23 protein-coding genes and 1 other RNA gene are annotated in these 24,398 nt (G+C 71.2%); 10 read left to right on the forward strand and 14 right to left on the reverse strand.

The window, feature by feature from the left end; all coding sequences use genetic code 11:
* The first annotated feature begins 44 nt into the window (after positions 1 to 44).
* Positions 45 to 1,283 carry a transglycosylase SLT domain-containing protein gene (locus ASG48_RS09885; RefSeq protein WP_055848816.1) on the forward strand — a complete coding sequence of 413 codons (1,239 nt, stop codon included), beginning with the start codon at positions 45 to 47 and terminating at the stop codon, positions 1,281 to 1,283.
* A 118-nt stretch (positions 1,284 to 1,401) separates the two neighbouring features.
* On the opposite strand, the gene ASG48_RS09890 is transcribed toward ASG48_RS09885, so the two are convergent.
* Both ASG48_RS09890 and dapD read right to left on the reverse strand, forming a co-directional pair.
* Positions 1,402 to 2,178 carry a phosphodiester glycosidase family protein gene (locus ASG48_RS09890; RefSeq protein ID WP_156381545.1) on the reverse strand — a complete coding sequence of 259 codons (777 nt, stop codon included), beginning with the start codon at positions 2,176 to 2,178 and terminating at the stop codon, positions 1,402 to 1,404.
* Between the two features lie 184 nt (positions 2,179 to 2,362).
* Positions 2,363 to 3,217: a 2,3,4,5-tetrahydropyridine-2,6-dicarboxylate N-succinyltransferase gene (gene dapD / locus ASG48_RS09895; protein ID WP_055848821.1), complete on the reverse strand. Its 855-nt coding sequence runs from the start codon at positions 3,215 to 3,217 to the stop codon at positions 2,363 to 2,365.
* A 115-nt stretch (positions 3,218 to 3,332) separates the two neighbouring features.
* Between dapD and ASG48_RS09900 the strand changes: the two genes are divergently transcribed.
* Entirely contained in the window at positions 3,333 to 4,205 is an 873-nt protein-coding gene (locus ASG48_RS09900; RefSeq protein WP_055848824.1) for an LOG family protein, read from the forward strand.
* A gap of 10 nt (positions 4,206 to 4,215) precedes the next feature.
* Here ASG48_RS09900 and ASG48_RS09905 read toward each other — a convergent pair whose 3' ends face one another.
* From ASG48_RS09905 to ASG48_RS09925, 5 genes are all read right to left on the reverse strand, one after another.
* Positions 4,216 to 5,553: a ChaN family lipoprotein gene (locus tag ASG48_RS09905; RefSeq protein WP_055848827.1), complete on the reverse strand. Its 1,338-nt coding sequence runs from the start codon at positions 5,551 to 5,553 to the stop codon at positions 4,216 to 4,218.
* Between the two features lie 122 nt (positions 5,554 to 5,675).
* Positions 5,676 to 6,896, reverse strand: coding sequence for a lytic murein transglycosylase (locus ASG48_RS09910; protein ID WP_055848829.1), 1,221 nt, complete (start codon positions 6,894 to 6,896; stop codon positions 5,676 to 5,678).
* Between the two features lie 80 nt (positions 6,897 to 6,976).
* Positions 6,977 to 7,819: an S-formylglutathione hydrolase gene (fghA, locus tag ASG48_RS09915; protein ID WP_055848832.1), complete on the reverse strand. Its 843-nt coding sequence runs from the start codon at positions 7,817 to 7,819 to the stop codon at positions 6,977 to 6,979.
* Between the two features lie 45 nt (positions 7,820 to 7,864).
* On the reverse strand, positions 7,865 to 8,329 hold the full coding sequence (locus ASG48_RS09920) for a GNAT family N-acetyltransferase (protein ID WP_244486860.1): 465 nt from the start codon (positions 8,327 to 8,329) through the stop codon (positions 7,865 to 7,867).
* The gene (locus tag ASG48_RS09925; protein WP_055848835.1) at positions 8,326 to 9,435 is read right to left on the reverse strand and encodes an S-(hydroxymethyl)glutathione dehydrogenase/class III alcohol dehydrogenase; all 1,110 of its coding nucleotides are present in this window, start codon (positions 9,433 to 9,435) and stop codon (positions 8,326 to 8,328) included. The genes ASG48_RS09920 and ASG48_RS09925 overlap by 4 nt, the downstream gene beginning before the upstream one ends.
* A 210-nt stretch (positions 9,436 to 9,645) precedes the next feature.
* Here ASG48_RS09925 and ASG48_RS09930 point away from each other — a divergent pair, with 210 nt between their 5' ends.
* Both ASG48_RS09930 and ASG48_RS09935 read left to right on the forward strand, forming a co-directional pair.
* Positions 9,646 to 9,870: a hypothetical protein gene (locus ASG48_RS09930; RefSeq protein ID WP_055848838.1), complete on the forward strand. Its 225-nt coding sequence runs from the start codon at positions 9,646 to 9,648 to the stop codon at positions 9,868 to 9,870.
* Positions 9,871 to 9,887: 17 nt separating this feature from the next.
* Positions 9,888 to 10,610, forward strand: coding sequence for a nucleotidyl transferase AbiEii/AbiGii toxin family protein (locus ASG48_RS09935; RefSeq protein ID WP_055848840.1), 723 nt, complete (start codon positions 9,888 to 9,890; stop codon positions 10,608 to 10,610).
* A gap of 16 nt (positions 10,611 to 10,626) precedes the next feature.
* On the opposite strand, the gene ASG48_RS09940 is transcribed toward ASG48_RS09935, so the two are convergent.
* The 5 genes from ASG48_RS09940 to ffs all read right to left on the reverse strand — a co-directional run bounded on the left by ASG48_RS09940 (position 10,627) and on the right by ffs (position 14,485).
* Complete coding sequence (locus ASG48_RS09940; protein ID WP_055848843.1) at positions 10,627 to 11,244, reverse strand: LysE family transporter; 618 nt, start codon at positions 11,242 to 11,244, stop codon at positions 10,627 to 10,629.
* 66 nt (positions 11,245 to 11,310) lie between these two features.
* Complete coding sequence (gene recR, locus ASG48_RS09945) at positions 11,311 to 11,916, reverse strand: recombination mediator RecR (protein WP_055848846.1); 606 nt, start codon at positions 11,914 to 11,916, stop codon at positions 11,311 to 11,313.
* 125 nt (positions 11,917 to 12,041) lie between these two features.
* A complete protein-coding gene (locus ASG48_RS09950) occupies positions 12,042 to 12,365 on the reverse strand; it encodes a YbaB/EbfC family nucleoid-associated protein (protein WP_055848849.1) in 324 nt (107 codons plus the stop codon).
* Between the two features lie 22 nt (positions 12,366 to 12,387).
* Positions 12,388 to 14,301: a DNA polymerase III subunit gamma/tau gene (locus tag ASG48_RS09955; RefSeq protein WP_082529419.1), complete on the reverse strand. Its 1,914-nt coding sequence runs from the start codon at positions 14,299 to 14,301 to the stop codon at positions 12,388 to 12,390.
* Between the two features lie 86 nt (positions 14,302 to 14,387).
* An RNA gene (gene ffs / locus ASG48_RS17905) (signal recognition particle sRNA small type) lies at positions 14,388 to 14,485 on the reverse strand.
* Positions 14,486 to 14,631: 146 nt separating this feature from the next.
* Here ffs and ASG48_RS09960 point away from each other — a divergent pair.
* Both ASG48_RS09960 and nudC read left to right on the forward strand, forming a co-directional pair.
* On the forward strand, positions 14,632 to 15,045 hold the full coding sequence (locus ASG48_RS09960) for an HIT family protein (protein ID WP_055848855.1): 414 nt from the start codon (positions 14,632 to 14,634) through the stop codon (positions 15,043 to 15,045).
* Between the two features lie 2 nt (positions 15,046 to 15,047).
* Positions 15,048 to 16,001, forward strand: coding sequence for an NAD(+) diphosphatase (nudC, locus tag ASG48_RS09965; protein ID WP_055848858.1), 954 nt, complete (start codon positions 15,048 to 15,050; stop codon positions 15,999 to 16,001).
* A gap of 15 nt (positions 16,002 to 16,016) precedes the next feature.
* Here nudC and ASG48_RS09970 read toward each other — a convergent pair whose 3' ends face one another.
* On the reverse strand, positions 16,017 to 16,904 hold the full coding sequence (locus ASG48_RS09970) for a prephenate dehydratase (protein ID WP_055848860.1): 888 nt from the start codon (positions 16,902 to 16,904) through the stop codon (positions 16,017 to 16,019).
* A complete protein-coding gene (locus ASG48_RS09975; protein WP_055848863.1) occupies positions 16,901 to 17,638 on the reverse strand; it encodes a 3-deoxy-manno-octulosonate cytidylyltransferase in 738 nt (245 codons plus the stop codon). The genes ASG48_RS09970 and ASG48_RS09975 overlap by 4 nt, the downstream gene beginning before the upstream one ends.
* Before the next feature lie 254 nt (positions 17,639 to 17,892).
* On the opposite strand from ASG48_RS09975, the gene ASG48_RS09980 reads away from it, so the two are divergent.
* The 4 genes from ASG48_RS09980 (at position 17,893) to ASG48_RS09995 (ending at position 24,398) form a co-directional block, all read left to right on the forward strand.
* The gene (locus ASG48_RS09980) at positions 17,893 to 19,104 is read left to right on the forward strand and encodes a cytochrome c family protein (protein ID WP_082529382.1); all 1,212 of its coding nucleotides are present in this window, start codon (positions 17,893 to 17,895) and stop codon (positions 19,102 to 19,104) included.
* A 190-nt stretch (positions 19,105 to 19,294) separates the two neighbouring features.
* Positions 19,295 to 21,259 (forward strand): extracellular solute-binding protein, encoded by a 1,965-nt coding sequence (locus ASG48_RS09985; protein ID WP_244486861.1) that lies wholly within the window; start codon positions 19,295 to 19,297, stop codon positions 21,257 to 21,259.
* Positions 21,256 to 23,130, forward strand: a complete 1,875-nt coding sequence (locus tag ASG48_RS09990) for an extracellular solute-binding protein (protein WP_055849714.1) — start codon at positions 21,256 to 21,258, stop codon at positions 23,128 to 23,130. Before ASG48_RS09985 ends, ASG48_RS09990 begins: the two co-directional genes overlap by 4 nt.
* 131 nt (positions 23,131 to 23,261) lie before the next feature.
* Positions 23,262 to 24,398 (forward strand): microcin C ABC transporter permease YejB, encoded by a 1,137-nt coding sequence (locus tag ASG48_RS09995; RefSeq protein WP_055848866.1) that lies wholly within the window; start codon positions 23,262 to 23,264, stop codon positions 24,396 to 24,398.

Below are 24,398 nucleotides of genomic sequence, written 5' to 3' on the forward strand. Positions count from 1 at the left end.
TCCGGCCCGAAAGCGCGGATGGGGAAACGACCGAGGGGAACAGCATGGTACCGTCCGACCGCGCCGATGCATCGCGCAGGGAAATTCGTGTTCCCGCAGCGCTCGCCACGGCGATCGGACTGGTTCTTCTCTCGGGCTGCGTGGCGGACGGCCCCGTCTTCGCGCCGATGGCCATGTCGGTGGCGCCCTCGAGCGAGGACGGCGCCAAGCTGGCCGCCGCCGATCCCGACGACGCCTCCTCCGGCCGCGTCTCGCCCGCCAAGTCCACCCGCGTCGCGGGAGCGGCCGCCGCCAAGAGCGCGCGCCTTGCCCGCAACGAGGAAGAGGGCGGCGAACGGGCCGCCGTGGCCAAGGCCGCGGCGCGCAATGCGGAGGCCGTCGCGGCCGTCGCCGTTCCCGCCAGCGCCCCGGCCCGGCGCGAGACGGGCGTTCCCGAGATCCGCCAGGCCAGCCTCGGCGGCGCTTCCATCTCCGGCTCCAGCGCCATCGACCAGCTGATCGAGAAGCACGCCGCCGCCAACGGCATTCCCGCCGCGCTCGCCTACGCGGTCGTTCGCGTCGAGAGCCGCTACGATCCCAAGGCCCGGGGCGCGGGCGTCTACGGCCTGTCGCAGATCATGCCGTCCACGGCGCGCAGCCTCGGCTTCTCCGGCCCGACGGCCGCCCTCTACGACGCCGACACGAACCTCACCTACGGCATGCGCTACCTCAAGGGCGCCTGGGAGAAGGGCGGCCACGACGTGTGCCGCGCGGCGATGAAGTACAAGGGCGGCCACCGCACCACGCGCATGTCGGCCTCGGCCGCGCGCTACTGCTCGGCCGTCAAGGCGCATATGGCCGAAGTCGCCGAGCGGCGCCGCATGCCGTCCGAGATCGAGACGCCGGCGCCCGAGAAGAAGGGCCTCATCGAGACCGTGGTCGCCGCCGTCACGCCCGCCCCGGCACCGGCGACGCCCAAGGCCGCCAAGGTCCGCGGCCTCCTGACGCCCGCACGCGGGGCCATCGTGCCGAGCGCGGCGCCCCGCGAGACGCCGGAGGCGGCGCCCGCCGCCGTCGCGGCCTTCGCGCCGGAAAAGGCCAGGCCTGCCGCGCTGACGCCGGAAACCGCGCGCACGCTCGCGGCGGCCGCCGTTCCCGCCCCGCGCCCGAGCGTTCAGGCCGGCGCCGGCATCCCGGCCGCTGCCACCGCTCCGGCCGGCGAGGACGTCCTCGCCGAGCGCCTCGGCGGCTTCGGCGACGCTGACCTGTCCGGCGAATCGGCCCCGTCCTTCGCGGCGAACTGAGCCGACTTAGCGCCTGAGGATTTCCTGAGAAGCGTCGGCTCCGGCGGAATAGGGCGACGTGGCGAGCCGGTCGAAGCGACCGGGTCAGCGAAGGTCCCCTGCCGAACCGATGCGTGCCTCAGGGCGCTACGCGTCGCGTCGTCACCGCGAGCATCGGGCCGAGCGCGTCCCGCGCCTGGTCGATGCCGGCTGCGGGATAGTAGAGGCTCGACACCTGTCCGTCGAAGAAGAGCGCGTCCCGGCAGCCCAGTTCGTCGCGGAAGAATTTGGCGAAATCCCAGAAATTGACCGGCTGGCGCGTCATCACGAGACGCACGGCGCGCCCGTCCTCCAGAGCGCAGGCCCCGTTGCGCACATAGAGACTGTCGGACCCTTCGATGAAGCGGGGATGCAGCGCCCCGTCGATCAGGAGCATCGGGCCGGACTGGGTGGCGAGATCCGGGCGGCGCGGCCGGGAGAGATAGCGGCCGGTCTCCATCACGGCGGCGCGGCCGTCCTCCACGAAGAAGACCCCGTTCGGCTTCATCGAGAAATTGCCCGGCCCCTCGCCCGTCGCCGCCGGGTGCAGTTCGCGCCCCGCCTGCACGGCGAGCCCGACGGCGCGGCGGTCCTCGTGATACATGCCGGCATTCATGGCGAGAAGCATCTCGCGTCCCTCGGCCTCCAGCGCGCGCCGCGCGCCGCCGAAGGTGCGGTAGGGCGTGCCGGACGCGTCCTCGGCCATCAGCGCCAGATCGTGACGCTCGAGATCGATGGAGCAGACGATATAGTCGATGCCGCCCACCCTGCGCTGCGCGCAGAGCCCGTCATGCCCGTCCGGGATCGTGGGCATGGGCTGCAGCCAGCCGAGGATGCCGGCGAGCGCCGCGAGCGGAAACGGCCAGATCCTGGGCATGGGCACCTCACGTCGTCTGGCCGCTTCTGGCAAGGGCATGGCCCGCCGAGCGCCGGGCCGAGAGGCAAAGGCGCAACGAGGGCGCGCGGTTCCGGGCCTGTGCCGACAAGGCGGGTGCCGCCCGGGCCGGGGGGCGGACGGGCGCGCCGGCAAGGGCCGCCCGTCCGCCCCCGCGCGCGAGACGCTAGGAGCGCAGCAGCTCGTTGATCGAGGTCTTGGAGCGGGTGCGCTCGTCGACGCGCTTGACGATGACGGCGCAATAGAGGCTCGGCCCCGGCTCGCCGTTGCCCATCGGCTTGCCCGGCATGGCGCCGGCCACGACCACCGAATAGGGCGGCACCTCGCCATAGGTCACCGACCCGGTCTCGCGGTCCACGATCTTGGTGGACTGGCCGATATAGACGCCCATGCCGAGCACCGAGCCCTGGCGCACGATGCAGCCTTCCACGACCTCGGAGCGCGCGCCGATGAAGCAGTCGTCCTCGATGATGGTGGGGCCGGCCTGCATGGGCTCCAGGACGCCGCCGATGCCGACGCCGCCCGAGAGATGCACGTTGCGTCCGATCTGCGCGCAGGAGCCGACGGTGGCCCAGCCGTCCACCATGGAATTCTCGCCGACATAGGCGCCGAGATTGACGAAGGAGGGCATGAGCACCACGCCCTTGCCGATGAAGGCCGAGCGGCGCACGACCGAGCCGGGCACGGCGCGAAGGCCGGCGGCGCGGAAGCGCGCCTCGTCCCAGCCGGCGAACTTGGAGGGCACCTTGTCCCACCAGGTCGCTCCGCCGGGCCCGCCCTCGATGATCCCCATGTCGTTCAGGCGGAACGAGAGGAGCACGGCCTTCTTCAGCCACTGGTGCACGGTCCAGGCGCCGTCCGCCCCCCGCGTGGCGACGCGCGCCTCGCCCGAATCGAGCAGCTCGAGCGCGGCCTCCACCGCCTCGCGCACCGCGCCGCCGGTGGAGAGCGAGATCGTGTCGCGGGCCTCGAAGGCGTCCTCGATCGTGCGTTCGAGCGTGGCGCGGTCGGGCGCGGTCATGTCGGGGACTCCTGTCCTATGGCATAAGGGGATGGCCGGCGCGGCCCTCGCGGTCGGCGCGGACCCTAGTGGAAGGGTCCAGATGGGTCAATCGAGCCGGAAAGGCCGGGAAAGCATGGCAGAAGAACCGTCGCACGAGGCCGGCGAGGCCGAGGTCTTCGATCCGTTTCCCTCCTCGGGAGAGGACCGCCAGCGCCAGAAGCGGGTGCCCGACACGCCCCAGACGCGCTCGCCGACCTACCGCCTCGCCTTCGCCGACGCCGACTTCCTGACGCGCGAGGAGATGCGCGGCGTGCGCCTGCAGCTGGAACTCGCAAAGCCCGAGATCGGCCTCGACGAGGCGGGCATCCTGTCCACCGTCGTCCTCTTCGGCGGGGCGCGCATTCCCGAACCCGGCAAGCCGGCCCTTTCCGCCCGCAACGCGGTGCAGGCGCGGAATCTCGCCGCCGCCTCGCGCTACTACGAGGAGGCGCGCCGCTTCGCGCAGGCCGCCTCGCGCCATTCGCAGGATCTCTACGAGGGCCGCGAATTCGTCATCGTCACCGGCGGAGGGCCGGGCATCATGGAGGCGGGCAACCGGGGCGCGGCCGATGTCGGCGCCAAGTCGATCGCGCTCAACATCATCCTGCCGCACGAGCAGGCGCCGAACCTCTACGCCACGCCCGAACTGTGCTTCAACTTCCACTATTTCGCGATCCGGAAGATGCACTTCCTCCTGCGCGCCAAGGCCATGGCGATCTTTCCCGGCGGCTTCGGCACGATGGACGAGATGTTCGAGGCGCTGACCCTCGTGCAGACCGGGCGCATGGCGCGCATTCCGATCCTGCTCTTCGGCGAGCCCTTCTGGCGCAAGGTCGTCGACTTCCAGGCGCTGGCCGAGGCCGGCACGATCGCGCCCGAGGACATGGACCTCATCACCTTCGTCGACACGGCGGAAGAAGGCTGGCAGGCGATCGCGCGCTTCTACGCCTTCGAGGACCCCGCCTGACAGGCGGGCCTCACCCGGCCGTCGTCGAACGGGCGCGCAGGGGCTCGCACGGGTCCGAGACGTCGAAGCGCGGCGTCGTCAGCACCGCGTCGAACCGGCCGGTGGAGCCCGTTTCGGCACGCCCCGTCCCGTCCGCCTCGGCAAGACCGACGGCATAGACCGCAGCGCCCGGCTCGGCCGCCTCGAGAAGGGCGGGAACGGCGCGGTCGGCGCGCACGTGCCCGGCGCCGGCGATGAGCACGACGGGGCCGGTGCCGCGGGCCTCCATCATCGCCCGGGCGAGCGCGCCGTCGCGGGCGCGCTGGATCTCGGCCATGCGCGGCAGGGCGGAATCGGGCATGAGGCCGCAATGGCCGGCGGCGATCTCCGCGCCGAGACCCTGCTCGTCCTCGGGCGAAAGGGCGCGGTCGAGAAGGAGGCGGGCGCGCTCCTCCGGCTCCAGCGCCGCCGCACCGCCCTTGCGCAGCGTCTTCAAGGTGGCGGCGGACAGATCGCCGGCGCGCAAGGAGAGGCCCGCGTCGAGCGCGGCGCGGACGATCGGCGCGTAGAGGGCGAAATCGGGCCAGCCGCGCTTCTCCCAGTCGAGCCGCTCGCCATAGGTCTCCGCAAGAGCGCCGTCGCGGGCGAGCCGGTCGAGAACCGGCTGCAGGTCGGCCGGCACCATTTCGAAGACGACGGCGCCGCCGTCCCGGCGCGCGGCCACCGCGGCGAGGATCGCGGCCTGCAGCGCGTGATGGTCGGGATTGTCGTGCGCCTCGCCGAGGAGGAGATAGTCGGCGTCACCCGCGCGCCGAAGAAACTCCGCCTCCGTCAGGGACGCGCCCGTCCCGTCGGCCAGCGTGCCGACGCGCGGATCGTCCGAAAAATGCGTCGAGACGAAGGGCGGCCAGATCGTCGCCTCGCCCGGCGCCTCGACCATGGCGGTCGGCTCCAGCCAGGTCAGCGGATCGGGCGCGCGCTCGTCGGGGGCGGCGAGCGCGGTGGCGTAGGTCGAGAGCTCGGGCGCGCGCATGCGGGCGACGGAGGCGACGAGGAGCGGGTCGAGATCGGGAATGACGTCCGCCCCCTCGCCCGCCTCGAAGGGCGCGGCGGTCGCGACAGGCACCGGCTCCAGGCGCCGGCCCTCGCGCGCGATGCGCGTGTCGGGAGCCAGGCGCGGAAAGGAGGCCTCGCGCGGCGCATCCGGCACCGGCATCGACACCGCATCCGGCATCGGCGTCGACGCGGGGACGGCCGTCTCCTCCGCCGGCCCCTCGGCCTGCGCCGTCCACGCGCCCGCGCCCGCGATCGCGGCGCCCAGCCCGAGGAAGAGGGCGCAGGCGGAGGTGATGCGGGCGGTGGATCTCAAAGGATGCTCCCTCGGGCGGTCGGGACGACGCGGCCCCGGCGCCGAATCGGCCTGCCGGGCCACGAGCTTTCCGCTCCGGATGTGGCCAGAATATTGCGGGACAAGATGGAGTGGCCGGGCGCCTAGAGAAGGGCCGCCACGCCTTTCGAGGGCCAGCAGGTGGCCGGGCGCCCCGCCGTCTCCTCCACGAGCCCGATGGAGCGCCGGGTCTTGAAGCCGGCGAGCCCGTCGGCGCCGCCGACATCCATCCCGCGCGCCTGCATCGCCTCCTGCAGCCGCGCCACGTCGCCGCGGGTGAGGCGCTCGGTCGCGGCGAACCGCGTGACGAGCGGCGCGCCGCCGCTCATGCGGTCGGCCGCATGCAGGACGTAGAGCGCGTAGAGGTCGGAATTGTTGTAGTCCTTGACGACGTAGAAGTTCGGCGAGACGAGGAAGGCCGGCCCGGCGCGCCCGGCCGGCATCATCAGATGCGCGGAGGCGCCCAGCGCGCGCGCCGAAAAGGCCTCGCCGGAGACGCGGGTGACGCCGGCGCCGGCGAACTCGGCGAGCGGGCGGCCGCGATCCGGCCCTTCCAGGCTGCAGGAGACGGCCGCCGGCACGCGGGCCTCGCCGCCCCAGGCGACGCCCTTGCGCCAGCCCGCGCGCGCCAGGTAGTTCGCGATCGAGGCGAGCGTGTCGGGCACGGAATTCCAGATGTCGCGCCGGCCGTCGCCGTCGAAATCGACCGCCACGGCCAGGAACTTCGTCGGCATGAACTGCGGCTGGCCGAGCGCGCCCGCCCAGGAGGAGCGCATCTGCGAGACGCGCAGGTGTCCGTCGGAGACGATCTTCAGCGCCGCGACGAGCTCGGCGCGGAACATCTCCTTGCGCCGCGAGGCCCAGGCCTTGGTGCCGAGCACCGCGAAGGCGTTTTCCGGAATCTTGGCCGCGCCGAAGGCCGATTCGCGGCCCCAGATCGCCACGATCACCGGGGCCGGCACGCCGTAGCGCGCCTCGATGCGCTTCAGGAGCGCGCCGTGGCGCTTCAGCATGGCGCGCCCGGTGTTGACCGTGCCGGCGAGCGCCTTCTCGGAGAGATAGTCCGCCCCGCTCCTGAACTCGGCCTGCCGGTTGATCTCCTCGACCTTCGCCGGGCGGCCGGGAAGGTTGAGGTCGGGCAGGTCGAGCCGCGGCGTCACGCCGGAGAACGCCTCCTCGAACACGGCGCGCGGCACGCGCTCGGCCTTGGCCTGCGGCCAGACATCGGCCTCCAGGAAGCGGCGGAAGTCGTCGGTCAGCGCGTCGGCGCGGGCGGGAAGGGCGGCAAGCGCGAGGAAGCCGGCGATCAGGACGGTGCGAAACATGGGGCGATGATAGCGGGCGGCGCGGCCGAGCGACAGGGCCGTGTCGCCCGCCCTCGCCCGCCGCCCGTCCGCCCGCCGTCTCAGCGAAGGCGCGCGGCGTGCCAGCGCAGGTGATCCTCCATGAAGGTGGAGATGAAGTAGTAGCTGTGGTCGTAGCCCTCCTGGAGCCGCAGCGTGAGGGCGATTCCCGCCGCCTCGCAGGCGGCCTTCAGGCGCTGCGGCTGCAACTGGTCCTCGAGGAAAGTGTCCGCCCCGCCCTGGTCGACGAGGAGTTCGGGAAGGCGCGCGCCGTCCTCGATCAGCGCCACCGCATCGTGGCGGCGCCAGGCCGCGCGGTCCTCGCCGAGATAGCCGCCCAGCGCCTTGTGCCCCCAGGGAACCTCGCCGGGCGCCACGATCGGCGCGAAGGCCGAGACGGCCTTGAAGCGCTCGGGGAAGGTCAGGCCGATCGTCAGCGCGCCGTGGCCGCCCATCGAATGGCCCATGATCGACTGGCGCGCCGCGTCGGCGGGGAACTCGGCTTCGAGAAGCGCGGGCAGTTCCTTCGTGACGTAGGACCACATGCGGTAGTGCCGGGCGAAGGGCTCCTCGGTCGCATCCACGTAGAAGCCGGCGCCGAGGCCGAAATCGTAGGCGCCGGCCGCATCGTCCGGCACGCCCTCGCCGCGCGGGCTCGTGTCGGGCGCCACGAAGATCAGGCCGAGCTCGGCGCAGAGGCGGCGATACTCGCCCTTCTCCGTCACGTTCGCATGGGTGCAGGTGAGGCCCGACAGGTACCAGACGACCGGGAGCCTGGCGCCCGGCGCGTGCGGCGGCACGAAGACCGAGAACACCATGTCGGTGCCGGTCTCCCGCGAGGCATGGCGATAGACGCCCTGCACGCCGCCATGGGCCTTGGTGGTGGAAACGGTTTCGAGCGCCATGATCTTCGTCCTCGTCAGAAGGGTCGACGGCGGCGCGCTCCGGCCTCAGGCCGGACGGCGCATGTCGACATGGGGGATGTCGTCTTCGAGATAGGGGTCCGAGACGGCGGCAAAGCCGTGCCGGGCGTAGAAGGGCTGGAGATGGGCCTGCGCCGAGAGGTCGATCTCGAGCCCGGGAAAGCGCCGCGCGCAGAAGGCGAGCGCCTCCTCCATCATGCGATGGCCGAGACCGGCCCCGCGAGAGCCCTTCGCGCTCGCCACGCGCCCGATGCAGGGGCGGCCGCCGGAGCCCTCCGGCGGCAGGACGCGCAGGCAGGCGGCGAGGTCGCGGCCGACGATCCAGCGCAGGTGGAAGGCGTGCGGGTCGCGCCCGTCGATCTCGGCGAAGGCGCAGGCCTGCTCCACCACGAACACGGCGGCGCGCAGGCGCAGGAGGTCGTGGACCTCCCGCCCCGTCAGTTCGTCGAAGGCGGCCCAGCGCCAGAGGGCGCCGGACCCGCCGTCGATCAAAACACCACGACCGAGCGGATCGACTTGCCCTCGTGCATGAGGTCGAAGCCCTTGTTGATCTCTTCCAGCGTCAGCGTGTGGGTGATCATCGGATCGATCTGGATCTTGCCGTCCATGTACCAGTCGACGATCTTCGGCACGTCCGTACGGCCCTTGGCGCCGCCGAAGGCCGAGCCCTTCCAGACGCGGCCGGTGACGAGCTGGAACGGGCGGGTGGAGATCTCCTTGCCCGATTCCGCCACGCCGATGACGACCGAGACGCCCCAGCCGCGATGGCAGGCTTCCAGCGCCTGGCGCATGACGGTCGTGTTGCCGGTGCAGTCGAACGTATAGTCGGCGCCGCCGTCGGTGAGGGCGACGAGATGGGAGACGATGTCGCCCTCGATCTCCTTCGGATTGACGAAATGCGTCATGCCGAAGCGCTCGCCCCACTCCTTCTTGTCGTTGTTGATGTCGACGCCGACGATCTTGTCGGCGCCCACCAGCCGGGCGCCCTGCACGACGTTGAGGCCGATGCCGCCGAGGCCGAAGACGACGACGTTGGAGCCGGGCTCGACCTTGGCCGTCTTGACCACGGCGCCGACGCCGGTGGTCACGCCGCAGCCGCAGTAGCAGGTGGTGCGGAAGGGCGCGTCGCGACGGATCTTGGCGACGGCGATCTCGGGCAGGACGGTGAAGTTCGAGAAGGTGGAGCAGCCCATATAGTGGTGGATCGGCTGGCCCTTGTAGGAGAAGCGCGTGGTGCCGTCCGGCATCAGGCCCTTGCCCTGCGTCGCGCGGATCGCCGTGCAGAGGTTCGTCTTGCCCGAGAGGCAGGACTTACACTGGCGGCATTCGGGCGTGTAGAGCGGGATGACGTGGTCGCCGGGCGCCACATAGGTCACGCCCGGACCCACTTCGCGCACGATGCCCGCGCCCTCGTGGCCGAGCACGGAGGGGAAGAGCCCTTCCGAATCGAGCCCGTCCAGCGTGTAGGCGTCGGTGTGGCAGATGCCCGTCGCCATGATCTCGACGAGGACCTCGCCGGCCTTCGGCCCTTCGAGGTCGAGTTCCACGATCTCGAGCGGCTTCTTGGCCTCGAACGCGACGGCGGCTCTGGTCTTCATGCGGCATGTCTCCCCACTTCGGTCGCCGTTTGCTAGCCGCTCCGATCGGGATTGCAAATCCCCGGCGCGCGAGAATCGCCGATCGGACCGCATATGGGTAAGAACGCCGGGATGGATCCGATCGAGCGATCGACGGAGCCTATCGAACGCCCGGCTCGGCGCAGGCGCGTCCGCGTTGCGATCCGCGCGCTCGAGCGTATAGTTCCGTCCATGGACGCCATTCTGCTCCCGATCGTTCCGGCTGACTTCCCGGCTCTTGCGCTGCTGGCCTGGAACCGCGATCCCACCCGGGCGCTCTCGGCCGAAGACGCATTCAATCTTTACGAGCGCAACTGGCGCCACGTTGATATCGACACCCTGACGCCGGCTGAGCGCGATCTGATCGCCGCGCTGACCCGCGCCTTCGGCGGCGGGCATTTTCTGGCCACGCGCTGACGGTGCGGGGATCCGGCATGAGTTTCGAGCGTCTCGAGCACCGAACGATCGCTGGTATGCTCGGCGTTATGGACGCCTCGTTTCTGATCGAATGTCGATGCTATTTCGCGGACGGTACCGCGATCGTTCTGGCCAACGGGGAGTATCGGCTGTCGCGCGACCTCGATTTCCTGTGCGCCGAGACCGACGGCTATCGAAACCTGCGTGACGCCGTCCGGCAATCAGGCGCCGCCGCCCTCTTCGGGCCTCGCGTGGAGGCTCTGCGCGATTTCAGGATCGATCAGTACGGCATCCGTTCGATCCTCGCGTTCGCGGGCGAGCCCGTTCGCTTCGAGATCGTGCGGGAAGCCCGCATCTCTCTTGAAGGATCGCTCGACGAAAGGTTCGGCGTCCCGGTCCTATGCCTGGAAGACCAATTCGCTGAAAAGCTTCTCGCCAATGCAGACCGCTACGTGGACAAGGCCGTCGCCTGCAGGGATGCCGTCGATCTCGGGTACCTTCTCCTTCAAAGCGGGACGATCCCGCGCGCGGCGATCGAAAAGGCCACGACGGCTTACGGCACGGACATTCCGCGGGCGCTCGCGGGCGTTCTGAGCCTCCTGTCTTCCGCCGCGCAGGTGCGACGGGTCGCCGAAGCGCTCGCGATGGCGCAGACGGACGTCGCCCGCGCTGCCGGTCGGCTGAAGGCGGCCGCCCTCCTGGCCTGGCCGGCCCTGGAGATCGCCCCCCGCGCAGACTGAACCGCCGGCCGCCCGGTCAGACCCGGCGCAGCACCGTCCAGACCGCGGCGCCGGCGAGGATGGCGGCCGCGCCCCGGTTGAGGCGGGCGAGGAGCGCGGGGTGTTTCAGGAGGCCGCGGGCGCGGGCGGCGAGCGCGGCATAGGGCGTGAGGACGGCGAAGAGGACGAGGCTGGTGGCGACCACGAGCAGCGCGAAGTCGCCGAGGCCGATCGCCGACAGGTCGAGAAGGGTCGGCAGCAGCGCGAGGTAGAAGAAGATCGTCTTCGGGTTGGCCAGCGTCACCATGACGCCGGCCGTGAAGCTCGCCGACGGGCGACCGGCGACAAGCGCCTCGACGCCGATCCCCTGCCCCGCCGAGCGCCAGAGCCGGTAGGCGAGATAGGCCAGATAGGCCGCCGCCCCGTAGCGCACGACGACGAAGATCTCGCCGAAGGCCTCCGCGACGATGGCGAGGCCGAAGCAGGCGGCCGCCAGATAGGTGAGGTCGCCGAGGACGAGGCCGGCCAGGAAGGCGAGGCCGTGGCCGAGCCCGGAGCCGAGCGCGCGCGCCACGAGCGCGATGACGCCGGGGCCGGGAATGGCGGCGGCGATGGCGAGCGCCAGACTGTAGGCGAGAAGGCTGGCAAGGGTCATGGCACGGCTCGGGCGACGTTTGAGGAGCGTGCGACTAAACGCCCGCAGAAGGGCCGCCGCAAGCCCTCAGAAGGCGGTCCGCGCGCGCATCGCGGCCGAGAGCGTGCCCTCGTCGAGATAGTCGAGCTCGCCGCCGACGGGCACGCCATGGGCGAGGCGCGTCACCTTCAGGTCGAAGCCGGCGAGCTGGTCCATGAGGTAATGCGCCGTCGTCTGGCCCTCGACCGTGGCGTTGACGGCGATGATGAGCTCCGTCACGCCGCCTGCCTCGACGCGGGTGACGAGCTGGGCGATCGTCAGGTCCTCCGGCCCCACGCCGTCGAGCGGCGAGAGGACGCCGCCGAGGACGTGATAGGCCGCGTTCAGCGCCTTCGCCCGCTCCAGCGCCCAGAGATCGGAAACGTCCTCGACCACGACGACCGTCGAATGGTCGCGCGCGGGATCGGAGCAGATCGTGCAGGGGTCGCGCGTGTCGACATTGCCGCAGGTCGAGCAGACCCGCACGCTCGCCTCCGCCTCCGCCATGGCGCGCGCGAGCGGCCCGAGGAGCTGCTCGCGCTTCTTGACGAGATGCAGCGTCGCGCGCCGGGCCGAGCGCGGCCCGAGGCCCGGAAGCTTGGCGAGGAGCTGGATCAGCCGCTCGATCTCGGGGCCGGCAATGGATTTCGCCATGGGAACGCGACGGGCTTTCTACGGCGGAACGGGAACGGGGCGGACGGCAGGCGCGCGCCGAGGGCGCGCGCCCGCGCTCGTCGCCGCATCGGGATCGGGGGCGGCGCCTTCGTCGGAACGGCGGTTCAGAAGGGCAGCTTGAGGCCGGCCGGCAGCTGCAGGCCGTCGGTCATGGCCTGCGTCTTCTCCTGCATGGCCTGGTCGAGCTTCACCTTGGCGTCGTTGTGGGCGGCCACGACGAGGTCTTCCAGAATGTCCTTCTCGTCGGGCTTGGCGAGCGAGGGGTCGATGGAGAGGGCCGCCATCTCGCCGCGCCCGTTGAGGGTGACGCTGACGAGGCCGCCGCCCGAGCGGCCGGTGGCCGAGAGCTGGGCGATCTCCTCCTGCAGGGCCGCCATCTTCTCCTGCATGGCCTTGGCCTGCTTCATCATGCCCATGAGGTCCTTCATGACCGCTCCTCTCGCCTCGTCCTCAGAAATCGTCGTCGTCATCGGCATATTCGGCCGGGTCGTCGAACCTGTCCTCCTCGACGTCCGGCACCGGCAAAGGTTCCGCCTCCTCCGCGACGCCCTTCAGGCGCACGTCGGTGACCTTGGCGCCGGGAAAGGCGGCGAGGACGGCGGCGACCTCGGGGTCGAGCGCGGCGTCGGAGAGCATGGTCTGGCGCGTCTGCGTCTCGCGCGCCTCGATCGTCTCGCCGGCGCCCGTCCCCGCGACCGTCACGACCCAGCGCCGGCCGGTCCAGTCGAGGAGCCGCTTGGCGATGTCGCCGGGCAGCGTGGCGGGGGCCTCGGGCGTCAGCGCGATCTCCAGGCGGCCGGGCTCGACGGAGACCGGCACGACGTAGCGGCGCACGAACATGCGGATGCGCGAATCGCGCTTCTGCTCGGCGAGGGCCACGAAATCCTCGAGGCTCGCGATGCGGATCTCGGCGGGCTCGGGCGCCTGCAGCGGGCGCGCCTCGCCGGGCTGGGCGGCCGGCGCGCTCGAGGCCAGCGACAGGCGCGGGCCCGCCATGGCGCGAAGCGCGGCCGTGCCGCGCAGCGTCTCGCCGCCCGCCGTCTGGGGACCCGCCGGCGGGGCGCCCGCCGGCATGGCTGCGGCCATGGCCGGCGCGGACGGCGCCTGCCCGTTGCCGGCCGGCGCGCCCGGCGATGCGGGCCCGGCGCCGCGCGGCGCCGGCAGTCCGTCCCCTCCCCCGTTCCGCAGGAGCGCCAGGAGCTCGTCGGGCGAAGGCAGGTCGGCGGCGTGCGAGATGCGGATCAGCGCCATCTCCGCCGCCTGGCGCGGCACGCTGGAGGCGCGCGTCTCCTCGATCGCCTTCAGGAGCAGCTGCCAGACCTGGCCGAGCGTGCGCACCGAGAGGCTCTTGGAAAGGGCGAGGCCGCGCTCGGCCTCCATCGGCGAGAGGGTCGCCTCGCCCGCCGCCTCCGGCACGTAGCGCAGCGTCGTGACGAGATGGGTGAAGTCGGCCAGATCCGTCAGCACCACGAGCGGATCGGCGCCCGCCTCGTATTGCGAGCGGATCTCGGCGAGCGCGGCGCGCCCGTCGCCGGCCATCAGCGTCTCGAAGAGATCGATCACGCGCACGCGGTCGGCGAGCCCCAGCATGTCGCGCACGGTCGCGGCCTGGATGCTGCCCGCCCCATGGGCGATCGCCTGATCCATCAGGGAGAGGGAATCGCGCACGGAGCCCTCGGCCGCCCGCGCGATGAGGCGCAGCGCGTCCTCCTCCGCCTCCACGCCCTCGGCGCGGGCGACGCGCGAAAGGTGCTGCATCAAGGTGGTCGCCTCGATGCGCCGCAGGTCGAAACGCTGGCAGCGCGACAGGACGGTGATCGGCACCTTGCGGATCTCGGTCGTCGCGAAGACGAACTTCACGTGTTCCGGCGGCTCCTCCAGCGTCTTCAACAGGCCGTTGAAGGCCTGGTTGGAGAGCATGTGGACCTCGTCGATGATATAGACCTTGTAGCGCGCCGAGACCGGGCGGTAGCGCACCTGCGCGATGATCTCGCGGATGTCGTCGATGCCGGTATGCGAGGCGGCGTCCATCTCCACGACGTCGACATGGCGCCCTTCCATGATCGCCTGATCGTGGACGCCCGGCTCGCGCATGTGGATCGTCGGCTGGTCGATCTCGTCCGTGGCGTAATTGAGCGCGCGGGCGAGGATGCGGGCGGTCGTCGTCTTGCCGACGCCGCGCACGCCCGTCAGCATCCAGGCCTGCGCGATGCGGCCGGTCTCGAAGGCGTTGGTGAGGGTGCGCACCATCGGCTCCTGGCCGATCAGGTCCTCGAAGGAGGCGGGGCGGTACTTGCGGGCGAGGACGCGGTAGGGCGCCGGGGCTTGCGCCTCGCTCACGCGGGCCGCCCGGTCGCGGCGCAGGCCGGCTCTTCGACGGGTTGCCGCATCGGGACCTCGGTCTGGCGCTGCCCCTTCCGGGGCCGGGCGCCGGACGGGCGGGAATGAGGGTGGGAGGCTGGCACGATGACCCGTGCCGTGGCTCGTTGGGGCTGCTTCCTTCCGGACCTGACCCGGTTGGCGAGTGGCTCGTCCACCACCAACCTCCCGGCGCTGATATCGGCGATCGGCCGGGCAAATGCAAGATGGGCGCGGGGCCTTCCTCCAAAGCCTGCTTTTTAGGCTAGGATCGCGCCGAATCGCTCAAACCTTGCGCCGTTGCCCCGGCAAAGCCGCCTTCGTGATGGGACGCCCATGCGCCGTTTCGAACTCGATCCCCGCCTGAAGCGCGACACGGTCAGAATCGCGCGGCTCGGCCTGTGCGACCTGCGCCTGATGAACGACAGCCGATGGCCCTGGACCATCCTCGTGCCCCAGCGCAACGATCTCGTGGAGTTCCACGAGATGACGCCGCTCGATCAGACGATGCTGACCTTCGAGATGGGGCTCGTGGCGGCCGCGCTGAAGCGCGAGACCGGGGCGCACAAGATCAACATCGCCACGCTCGGCAACGCCGTGCCGATGTTCCACCTGCACGTGGTGGCGCGCGACGAGGGCGACCCGAACTGGCCGGGCCCCGTCTGGGGCTTCGGCACCGCCCTGCCCTACGAGGAAGGCAGGGCCGAAGCGATGGCGCAGCGCCTCGCCCATGCCGTGATGGACGCCTGACGATGGACGACGCGACGCATCTCGGCCGCCCGGCGCCGCGCATGGGCTTTGCCGGCAACCGCCTCACCCGCGACGGCGAGCACCGCACCGCCGAGACGCTGGCGCTCTCGCTCGCCCATCCCGGCGCGCGCCTCTATCTCCAGTCGGGCGGGCTGTGGCTGTGCCCGGGCGGCACGCCCGCGGCGCCGGACCCCGCCTTCGACCGGCGCGGGGCGGCAAGGCTCGGGCTCGACGAGGCGTCCTGCATCCTTCTCGGCCACGACCGCGACGGCGCGCCCGTCCTGGCCGGCGAGGTGGCGCCGTCCGACACGGCGGATGCCGCGGTCGCCGCGATCCCCGCCTTCGAGCTTCGCGCGCTCGGCCTCGCCGACATGCTCGACCCGGACGTGGAAGGCCAGCTCGCCCAGGCCGCCCATCTCCTGACCTGGCACCGGCGCAACCGCTTCTGCGGCAAATGCGGCACGCCCTCGCTGTCCGAGGCCGCCGGCGGACGGCGCAAGTGCCCGGCCTGCGGAGACCTGCGCTTTCCGCGCACCGATCCCGTGACCATCATGCTCGTGCATGACGGGGCGGGCTCCTGCGTGCTCGGCCGCCAGCCGCGCTTTCCCGAGCGGATGTGGTCGTGCCTCGCCGGCTTCGTGGAAGCGGGCGAGACCATCGAGGACGCCGTGCGCCGCGAGACGCTGGAGGAGGCGGGCCTTGTCGTCGGGCCGGTGCGCTACCACGCCTCGCAGCCCTGGCCCTTTCCCGGCAGCCTGATGATCGGCTGCATCGCGCTCGCCTCGAACCGCGAGATCGCGTTCGACACGGCGGAACTCGAAGCCTGCCGCTGGTTCGGGCGCGACGAGGTGCGCGCCATGCTCGAGGGCACCCATCCCGACGGGCTCGAGGCGCCCAAGCCCTTCGCCATCGCCCATCACCTCGTGCGCGCCTTCGTGGCGGGCGAGACGGACTGACGCGGGAACCGGCCGCTACTCGCCCGGCGCGAAGCCGGTCTCGTAGACCCGGTCGGGCGAGGCCTCGTAGACGCCGAGGATGGTCAGGCGCCGGGTGAAGAAGTCGAGCTCCTCCAGCGCGAGGCGCAGCGAATCGTCCTGCGGATGGCCTTCCACGTCGGCATAGAACTGCGTGGCGGTGAACTGGCCGCCGAGCTGGTAGCTCTCGAGCTTGGTCATGTTGACGCCGTTGGTAGCAAAGCCCCCGAGCGCCTTGTAGAGCGCGGCCGGCAGGTTGCGCACCTCGAAGACGAAGGTCGTCATCACGCGGCTGCCGGTGGGCGCCCAGAGCGCTTCGGCGCCCTCGCCCGGCCGCGACAGAACCACGAAGCGCGTGGCGTTGTGGGTGGCGTCCTCCACGTCGCGCTCCAGGATGTCGAGCCCGTAGCGCGAGGCGGCGAGCTCGGGCGCGAGCGCCGCGATGGAGCGGTCGCCGGCCTCCGAGACGATGCGGGCCGCGCCCGCCGTGTCGCCGGCGATCACCGGCTTCCAGCCGCGCGCCTTCAGATAGGCCCGGCACTGGCCGAGCGCGTGGACATGGCTGTGCACGGCGCGGATCTCGGCGGGCGAGACGCCCGGCAGCGCCATCAGCTGGAAGTGGATCGGCATGAAATACTCGCCGACGATGCGCAGCCCCGAGCCCGGCAGGAGATGGTGCACGTCGGCGACGCGCCCGGCGAGCGTGTTCTCGATCGGGATCATGGCGAGATCGGCCGCGCCCGACTTCACCGCCTCGAAGGCCTCGTCGAAGCTCGGGCAGGGCAGCGGCCGCATGTGCGGATAGGCGTCGCGGCAGGCCATGTCGGAATTGGCCCCCTCCTCGCCCTGATAGGCGATGAGCGGGCGGGCGTCGGTCGTGGTCATGCTGTGGCTCCCGCGAGCGCACGGCGCGCCGCTTCCAGGTCGTCCGGTCCGTCGACGCCGAGCGGCACGGCGTTCACGATCTCGGCGTCGATGCGCATGCCGGCCTCCAGCGCGCGCAGCTGTTCCAGCTTCTCGCGCCGCTCCAGCACCGAGGGGCCGAGGGCCACGAAGCGCTCGAGCGCGGCGCGGCGATAGGCGTAGAGCCCGACATGGTGGTAGAGCGGCCCCTCCCCGTGCGGGGCGGTGGCGCGCGTGAAGTAGAGCGCGCGCAGGCGCCTCTCGCCAAGCGGCGAGCCGACGACCTTGACGACGTTCGGATTGGTCTTCTCGGCCTCGTGGACGATCTCCACGCACAGGGTCGCGATGTCGCAGGCCGGCGCCTCGAAGGGCGCGAGCACGGCACGGATCGTCTCGGGCTCGATCGTCGGCAGGTCGCCCTGCACGTTGACGACCGTCTCCACCGCCCCGTCGGGATCGAGCTTTCGCAGCGCCTCGTGGATGCGGTCCGAGCCCGAGGGATGGCCGGCGCCGGTCATGACGGCCTCGAAGCCGGCCGCGGTCACCACGTCGAGGATCGCCGCGTCGTCGGTCGCCACCACGACGCGACCGATCCGCGCGGCGCTCGCGCGCTCGGCGACATGCACGATCATCGGCCGTCCGGCGATGTCGGCGAGCGGCTTGCGCGGCAGGCGCGTGGCGGCGAGGCGGGCGGGGATGAGGACGAGCTGGGACATGGCGGGACCTGGCGGCCGGGCTTTCGGGCTGGACTTCGGGACTGGACTTCGGGACTGGACTTCGGGACTGGACTGGGCGCTGGACGGGCCTTCGCGGCGCTCCTCGACAAGGCTTCGCGAGCGACGAAAGGTCTGTTTGGAACGCTTCTTACAGAGGTTGCCTTGCCAGCGCAAAAGACCTAGGGTCCGCGCGTTTTTGAGGGATGCGACCGTCGGCGAAACATGGCCGGCGGGCAGAGGGGGCAGCCGCTTCGATGAGTTCACTAGAAGCCAACAAGGTCTTCGGCGCCGTCCTCGGGACGGTGTTCGTCGTGTTCGGCGGCAGCCTCCTTGCGGAGGGCATCTTCCATTCCGAGACCCCGGAAAAGCCGGGCTACGAGATCGTGGCGGCCGAGCCCGAGGCGGGCGGCGGCGGCGCGGCCGCGGCCGAGGATCCGCCGGTGGCCTCGCTCCTGCAGAACGCCAGCGTCGACAAGGGCGCGGCCGAGTTCAAGAAGTGCGGCGCCTGCCATTCCGGCGAGAAGGGCGGCGCCAACAAGACGGGCCCGCATCTGTGGGACGTCGTCGACCGTCCGATCGCCTCGGTCGGCGACTTCAACTATTCGGCCGGCATGAAGGAGTTCTCGCAAGGGGGCTCCGTCCTCTGGGACTACGACCATCTCTACCACTTCCTGAAGGCGCCCAAGGGCTATGTCGCGGGCACGGCCATGGGCTTTGCCGGCATCAAGGACCCGCAGGGCCGCGCCGATCTCATCGCCTATCTGCGCTCGCTCGCCGACAGCCCGAAGCCCCTGCCGGCCGCCCCGGCCGAGGGCGCGGCGCCCGAGGCTGCCGCAGCCGACGCGGCGGCGACCAATCCGGGCACGACGACCCAGCCCGCGACGGGCGGCGAGGCGAGCCAGGCCCAGGCGCCCGCGACCGGCGACAGCGTCGGCGCGGCCAACCAGGGCACGACGACGAGCAACGCGGCGCCGACGCCGACCGCTCCCGCCCCGGCCGCACCCGCACCCGCGGCGCCCGCCCCGGCCGCGCCTGCAGCCCCTGCCGCTCCGGCGCCCGCCGGCCAGCAGGGCGCGGCGGCGCCCGCGGCGCCCGCGGCGCCCGCCGCCGTCCAGACGGCCTCGGCCGGCGATGCCACGGCCGGCAAGGCCGTGTTCCGCAAGTGCCAGGCCTGCCACGCCATCGGCCCGAACGCGGCCAACAAGATCGGCCCCGAGCTGAACGGCGTCTTCGGCGAGGCTCCGGCCGCCGTGGAGGGCTACACGTTCTCGGCCGGTCTGAAGGAATACGCCGCCAAGCAGCCGCAGTGGGACGACGCCTCGATGACCGCCTGGCTCACCAATCCGAAGGCGACCGTGCCCGGCACCAAGATGGCCTTCCCCGGCCTGAAGTCGCCCAAGGAGATCGCCGATGTGATCGCCTATCTCAAGAGCTTCGACGAGGCGGGCGCCTCCGCCGGCAACTGACGCCGCGCAGAGGCTCCGAAGGATCGGATCAAAGGGGCTCCGGCATCGCCGGGGCCCCTTTTCTCGTTGGCGCGGCCCGCTCGAGCGAGGCTTCGCCGCGCCATTACGCTTTCGTCAGGTGACGGGCCGCCGCAAGGGCGCCATAACCGTCGCTGACGATCGCGCCCTGCCCGAACCGGAGACGTTCCGCTTGACCCTTCGCCGCCGCGCCGCCCTTCTCGCCCTTCTGGTCGCGGCCGCCCCGCCGCCGGGACGCGCGCAGGAGAGCGGGTCCCCGGCGGCGGCGGCGCAGGCGAGCGCCCCGTCGCCGGCCGAGACCAGGCCCGCGAACGGCCCGTTCCAGACCTCCACCTCGCTCATCGCGCCGTCGAAATACGGCGCCGACTTCCGCCATTACGATCACGTGAACCCGCAGGCGCCCAAGGGCGGCACCCTGAACCGCGTGGCGCTCGGCAGTTTCGACAGCTTCAACCCTTTCATCCTGCGCGGCCTTCCGGCGGCCGGCACGAGTTCGGGCACCGGCGGCTTCGGCGGCGGCGTCCTCTACGACACGCTGATGGAGCAGTCGGTGGACGAGCCGGGCACGAGCCACGCGATGATCGCCTCCGCGCTCGCCCACCCCGCCGACTATTCCTCCGCGACCGTGCGCCTCGATCCCGCCGCCCGCTGGCACGACGGCACGCCGATCACCGCCGGGGACGTGGTTTGGAGCTTCGAGACGCTGAAGGGCCTGCATCCGCGATGGGCGGACTACTACAAGAACATCGTGTCCGCGACGACGAGCGCGCCCGGCGAGGTGACGTTCCGCTTCGACCAGGCCGGCAACCGCGAGCTTCCCAACATCGTCGGCGATCTCGTCGTCCTGCCCCGGCACTGGTGGACCGGCCAGGACGCGCAGGGGCGCCAGCGCGACATCACCCAGCCGCTGCTCGAGCCGCCGCTCGGCTCCGGCCCCTATCGCATCAAGGAGTGGCGCACCGGCCAGTCCATCACCTGGGAGCGCGTCGCGAACGCCTGGGCCGCCGGCAAGCCGACCCGCGTCGGGCGCTACAATTACGACCAGCTGCACTACACCTATCTGCGCGACCAGAACGCCACCTGGGAGGCCTTCAAGAAAGGCGGTCTCGACGACTTCCGCCTCGAGAACAATTCCCAGCGCTGGTCGCAGGGCTACGACTTTCCCGCCGCGCGCGACGGCGCGGTGCGGCGGCTGACGCTGCCGAACACGAACGTGCAGCCCATGCAGGCCTATGTCCTCAACAACCGCCTGCCGAAATTCGCCGACCGGCGCGTGCGCGAGGCCCTGACGCTCGCCTTCAATTTCGAGGAGATGAACCGCACGCTGTTCTTCGGGCTGAACGAGCGCATCTCCAGCCACTGGTACAATAGCGAGCTGGCCGCCACCGGCCTGCCCTCGCCCGCCGAGCTCGCCCTCCTCGAACCCCTGCGCGGCAAGATCCCGGACGCGGTGTTCACCACCGCCTTCAAGCTGCCGACCTATGCCGATGCCGGGGCGACGCGCGACAACCTGCGCGCCGCGCTCGCCCTCCTCAACGAAGCGGGTTTCGAGCTGCGCGGCACGGCGCTCGTCGACGCGCGGACCGGGGAGCCCTTCACCATCGAGATGCTCGGGAGCGACCCGTCCGACAACCGCGTGCTCGAGCCCTATGCCCGCCAGCTCCAGCGCCTCGGCATCCGCGCCTCGGTGCGGCTCGTCGACACGAACCAGTTCACCGAACGCATGCGCAATTTCGATTTCGAGGTCGTCGGCAAGAGATACGATTCCCTGTCGCATTCGCCCGGAAACGAGCAGCGCGACTTCTGGAGTTCGGCCGCCGCCGACACGCCCGGCAGCCACAACTATGCGGGCATCAAGGACGAGGCGGTGGACAGGCTGATCGAGGCGATCGTCTACGCCAAGGATCGCGACGGCCTCGTGGCCGCCACGCGGGCGCTGGACCGGGTGATGCTGTGGAACGCCTATGTCGTCCCGCAATGGACGCGCACGCAATACTGGCTGGCGGTGTGGGACAAGCTCGCCATTCCTCTTCGGGAGGAGAAGAACGGCCCGCTCGATCCCTTCGCCTGGTGGGTCGCCGGCCCCGGCTCGGCGCCCGCGCAGGCCGGTACGGCCGCGCCCGAGGCCGCGCGATGAACCGGCCCTTCTTCTCGCTCACGCGCCGAGGCTTCGGCAAGGCCGCCCTCGGCGCCCTGGGGGCGGCCGCCCTGCCCCGCGCGGCCTTCGCGACCATGCCCGCCGACACGCCCCTGCACGGGCTCTCGGTCTATGGCGAGCTGAAATACGGGCCGGACTTTCCCGCCTTCGACTATGCGAGCCCCGACGCCCCCGCCGGCGGGCGCTTCGCCTTCTCGGTGCCGAACTGGGCGTTCAACCAGTCGCCGCTGACCTTCGACACGCTGAACACGTTCGTTCTCAAGGGCAACGCGCCCCCGCGCCTCGAAATGCTCTACGACAGCCTCGTCGTCTCGGCCCTCGACGAGCCGGACGCGGTCTATTGCGCGCTCGCGCAGAGCGTCTCCATCGCCGCCGACCGCAACAGCTACCTCTTCGCCCTGCGGCCGCAGGCCCGCTTCTCGACCGGGGCGCCGGTGACGGCCGAGGACGTCGCCTTCACCTACGCGACCTTCAAGGAGAAGGGGCACCCGGTCCTCCAGATCGCGCTGCAGGAGCTGACGCGGGCGACGGCCGAGCCGGACGGGCGCGTGCGCCTCGTCTTTTCCGGCCGCCAGACGCACCAGGACGCGCTGGGCGCCATGGGGATGCCCATCCTGCCGAAGGCCTTCTTCGAGGGCCGGGCCTTCGAGGACACGGGGATGACGGAGATCCCCGGCAGCGGTCCCTACCGCATCGGCCGCCAGGCCCCCGGCCGCTTCATCGAATACGAGAAGCGCGACGACTACTGGGCGCGGGACCTGGGCTTTGCCCGCGGCCTCGACCATTTCAAGACGCTGCGCATCGACTTCTACCGCGACCGGCAGGCCGGCTTCGAGGCCTTCAAGAAGGGCGACACGCTCTTCCGCCAGGAATTCACCGCCAAGACCTGGGCGACCGAATACGGTTTTCCGGCGGTCGCGGCCGGCAAGGTCGTCAAGCGCGAATTCGCCGGCGACCTGCGCCCCACCTTCCAGTGCTGGGCGCTCAACCAGCGCCGGCCGCGCTTTGCCGACATCCGCGTGCGTCAGGCGGTGAATCTGTGCTTCGACTTCCAGTGGACGAACGCCAACCTGTTCTTCGGCCTCTACAAGCATTCCGATTCGCCCTTCGAAACCTCCGAGTTCAAGGCGGAAGGGGCGCCCTCGCCGGCCGAGCTCGCGATCCTGGAACCCCTGCGCGGCCAGATCCCGGACGCCGCCTTCGGGCCGGCCTGGACGCAAGGGGTCAGCGACGGCTCGGGCCGCGACCGCAGGCGCCTGCAGGAGGCCTCGAAGCTTCTGGCCGCCGCCGGCTGGGAGCGGCGCGGCAACCAGCTCGTCAACCAGGCGGGCGAGGTCTTCACGCTCGAATATCTGATCGACGATCCCGGCTTCGAGCGCGTCTACGGCAGCTTTGTGCAGACGCTGCGGCTTCTGGGCGTCGACGCGCGCTTCCGCCTCGTGGACGCCGCGCAGTACCAGGACCGGCAGGACCGCTTCGACTTCGACCTCATCGGACAGGCGATCGGCCTCGGCGCGACGCCCTCGCAGGACAGTCTCGTCGGCCTCTTCGGCAGTTCCACGCGCGACCGCCAGGGCTCCAACAATCTCGTCGGCATGGCAGACCCGGCCGTCGACCGCCTGATCGAGACGGTGAACCGCGCGCCCGACCGCGCCGGGCTGACCATTGCCATGAAGGCGCTCGACCGCGTGCTCAGGGCGCGGCTCGACTGGATCCCCAACATCCATTCGGGCGTCCACCGCGCCGCCTACTGGGACCGCTTCGGCTTCAAGGAGCCCAAGCCCGACTTCGGCTGGCCGGTGGAGAGCCTGTGGTGGTTCGATCCGGCCAAGGCGCAGACCGCCGGCTGACCCGGGCGGAGGGGCGCGGCCTCCCGCGAGCTTTGCGACAGGCCGGCATGCGAGCTAACTAGGCGGCGGCCCGACGGGCGAATCACGCGGCGCTCCGGCGCCGAGCAGCTTTCGGAGACCACACCCCCGCCATGGGCGCCTATATCCTCCGCCGCCTTCTGCTGATGATCCCGACCCTCGTCGGCATCATGGCGATCTCCTTCGCCGTCATCCAGTTCGCGCCCGGCGGGCCGGTGGAGCAGGTGATCGCGAGCCTGCAAGGGGATGCCGGCGGGGCGACCGACCGCATTTCCGGCGGCGGCGGCGACTTCGGCACGGGCGGCGGCGGCGGCGGCGGCGAGAGCTCGGGCTATCGCGGCGCGCAGGGGCTCGACCCCGCCTTCATCGCCAAGCTCGAGCAGCAGTTCGGCTTCGACAAGCCGCCGCTGGAACGCTTCGCCACGATGCTGTGGAACTACCTGCGCTTCGATTTCGGCGAGAGCTACTTCCGCTCCGTCTCGGTGATGGAGCTCATCGCCGAGAAACTGCCGGTCTCGATCTCGCTCGGCCTCTGGATCACGCTCCTCTCCTATCTCATCTCCGTGCCGCTCGGCATCCGCAAGGCGCTGAAGGACGGCTCGGCCTTCGACATCTGGACCTCGGGCATCGTGATCGTGGCCTATGCGATCCCCGGATTCCTCTTCGCCGTCCTCCTCATCGTGCTGTTTGCCGGCGGCTCCTTCTACGACTGGTTCCCGCTGCGCGGCCTCCTGTCGGACGGCGTGAGCGGCGCCTGGTGCGCGCCCTGGTCGGAGGCGTTCGACGCGGGCGCCTGCGTGACGCGCACGATTCCCGACTATTTCTGGCACCTCGCCCTGCCGCTGATCGCCCTGTCGCTCTCGGCCTTCGCCACGACGACGCTCCTCACCAAGAATTCCTTCCTCGACGAGATCCGCAAGCAATACGTGACCACCGCGCGGGCCAAGGGCCTGTCGGAGCGGCGCGTGCTCTACGGCCATGTCTTCCGCAACGCCATGCTCATCGTCATCGCCGGCTTTCCCGCCGCCTTCGTCTCGGCCTTCTTCTCCGGCTCGCTCCTCATCGAGACGATCTTCTCGCTCGACGGGCTGGGGCTTCTCGGCTTCGAGAGCATCTACCAGCGCGACTATCCGGTGGTCTTCGGCACGCTCTACATCTTCTCGCTGATCGGCCTCGTGGCGACGCTCGTCTCCGACCTCACCTATACCTGGATCGATCCGCGCATCGATTTCGAGAGCCGGGAGGTCTGA

This window comes from Aurantimonas sp. Leaf443, assembly GCF_001425575.1.
Classification (GTDB): Bacteria; Pseudomonadota; Alphaproteobacteria; order Rhizobiales; family Rhizobiaceae; genus Leaf443.

Coding starts and splice junctions, on each gene's coding strand:
- ASG48_RS09885 (WP_055848816.1), top strand. CDS start 45: ATGGTACCGTCCGACCGCGCCGATGCATCGCGCAGGGAAATTCGTGTT.
- ASG48_RS09890 (WP_156381545.1), bottom strand. CDS start 2,178: ATGCCCAGGATCTGGCCGTTTCCGCTCGCGGCGCTCGCCGGCATCCTC.
- dapD (WP_055848821.1), bottom strand. CDS start 3,217: ATGACCGCGCCCGACCGCGCCACGCTCGAACGCACGATCGAGGACGCC.
- ASG48_RS09900 (WP_055848824.1), top strand. CDS start 3,333: ATGGCAGAAGAACCGTCGCACGAGGCCGGCGAGGCCGAGGTCTTCGAT.
- ASG48_RS09910 (WP_055848829.1), bottom strand. CDS start 6,896: ATGTTTCGCACCGTCCTGATCGCCGGCTTCCTCGCGCTTGCCGCCCTT.
- fghA (WP_055848832.1), bottom strand. CDS start 7,819: ATGGCGCTCGAAACCGTTTCCACCACCAAGGCCCATGGCGGCGTGCAG.
- ASG48_RS09925 (WP_055848835.1), bottom strand. CDS start 9,435: ATGAAGACCAGAGCCGCCGTCGCGTTCGAGGCCAAGAAGCCGCTCGAG.
- ASG48_RS09930 (WP_055848838.1), top strand. CDS start 9,646: ATGGACGCCATTCTGCTCCCGATCGTTCCGGCTGACTTCCCGGCTCTT.
- ASG48_RS09935 (WP_055848840.1), top strand. CDS start 9,888: ATGAGTTTCGAGCGTCTCGAGCACCGAACGATCGCTGGTATGCTCGGC.
- ASG48_RS09940 (WP_055848843.1), bottom strand. CDS start 11,244: ATGACCCTTGCCAGCCTTCTCGCCTACAGTCTGGCGCTCGCCATCGCC.
- recR (WP_055848846.1), bottom strand. CDS start 11,916: ATGGCGAAATCCATTGCCGGCCCCGAGATCGAGCGGCTGATCCAGCTC.
- ASG48_RS09950 (WP_055848849.1), bottom strand. CDS start 12,365: ATGAAGGACCTCATGGGCATGATGAAGCAGGCCAAGGCCATGCAGGAG.
- ASG48_RS09960 (WP_055848855.1), top strand. CDS start 14,632: ATGCGCCGTTTCGAACTCGATCCCCGCCTGAAGCGCGACACGGTCAGA.
- nudC (WP_055848858.1), top strand. CDS start 15,048: ATGGACGACGCGACGCATCTCGGCCGCCCGGCGCCGCGCATGGGCTTT.
- ASG48_RS09970 (WP_055848860.1), bottom strand. CDS start 16,904: ATGACCACGACCGACGCCCGCCCGCTCATCGCCTATCAGGGCGAGGAG.
- ASG48_RS09975 (WP_055848863.1), bottom strand. CDS start 17,638: ATGTCCCAGCTCGTCCTCATCCCCGCCCGCCTCGCCGCCACGCGCCTG.
- ASG48_RS09980 (WP_082529382.1), top strand. CDS start 17,893: ATGAGTTCACTAGAAGCCAACAAGGTCTTCGGCGCCGTCCTCGGGACG.
- ASG48_RS09990 (WP_055849714.1), top strand. CDS start 21,256: ATGAACCGGCCCTTCTTCTCGCTCACGCGCCGAGGCTTCGGCAAGGCC.
- ASG48_RS09995 (WP_055848866.1), top strand. CDS start 23,262: ATGGGCGCCTATATCCTCCGCCGCCTTCTGCTGATGATCCCGACCCTC.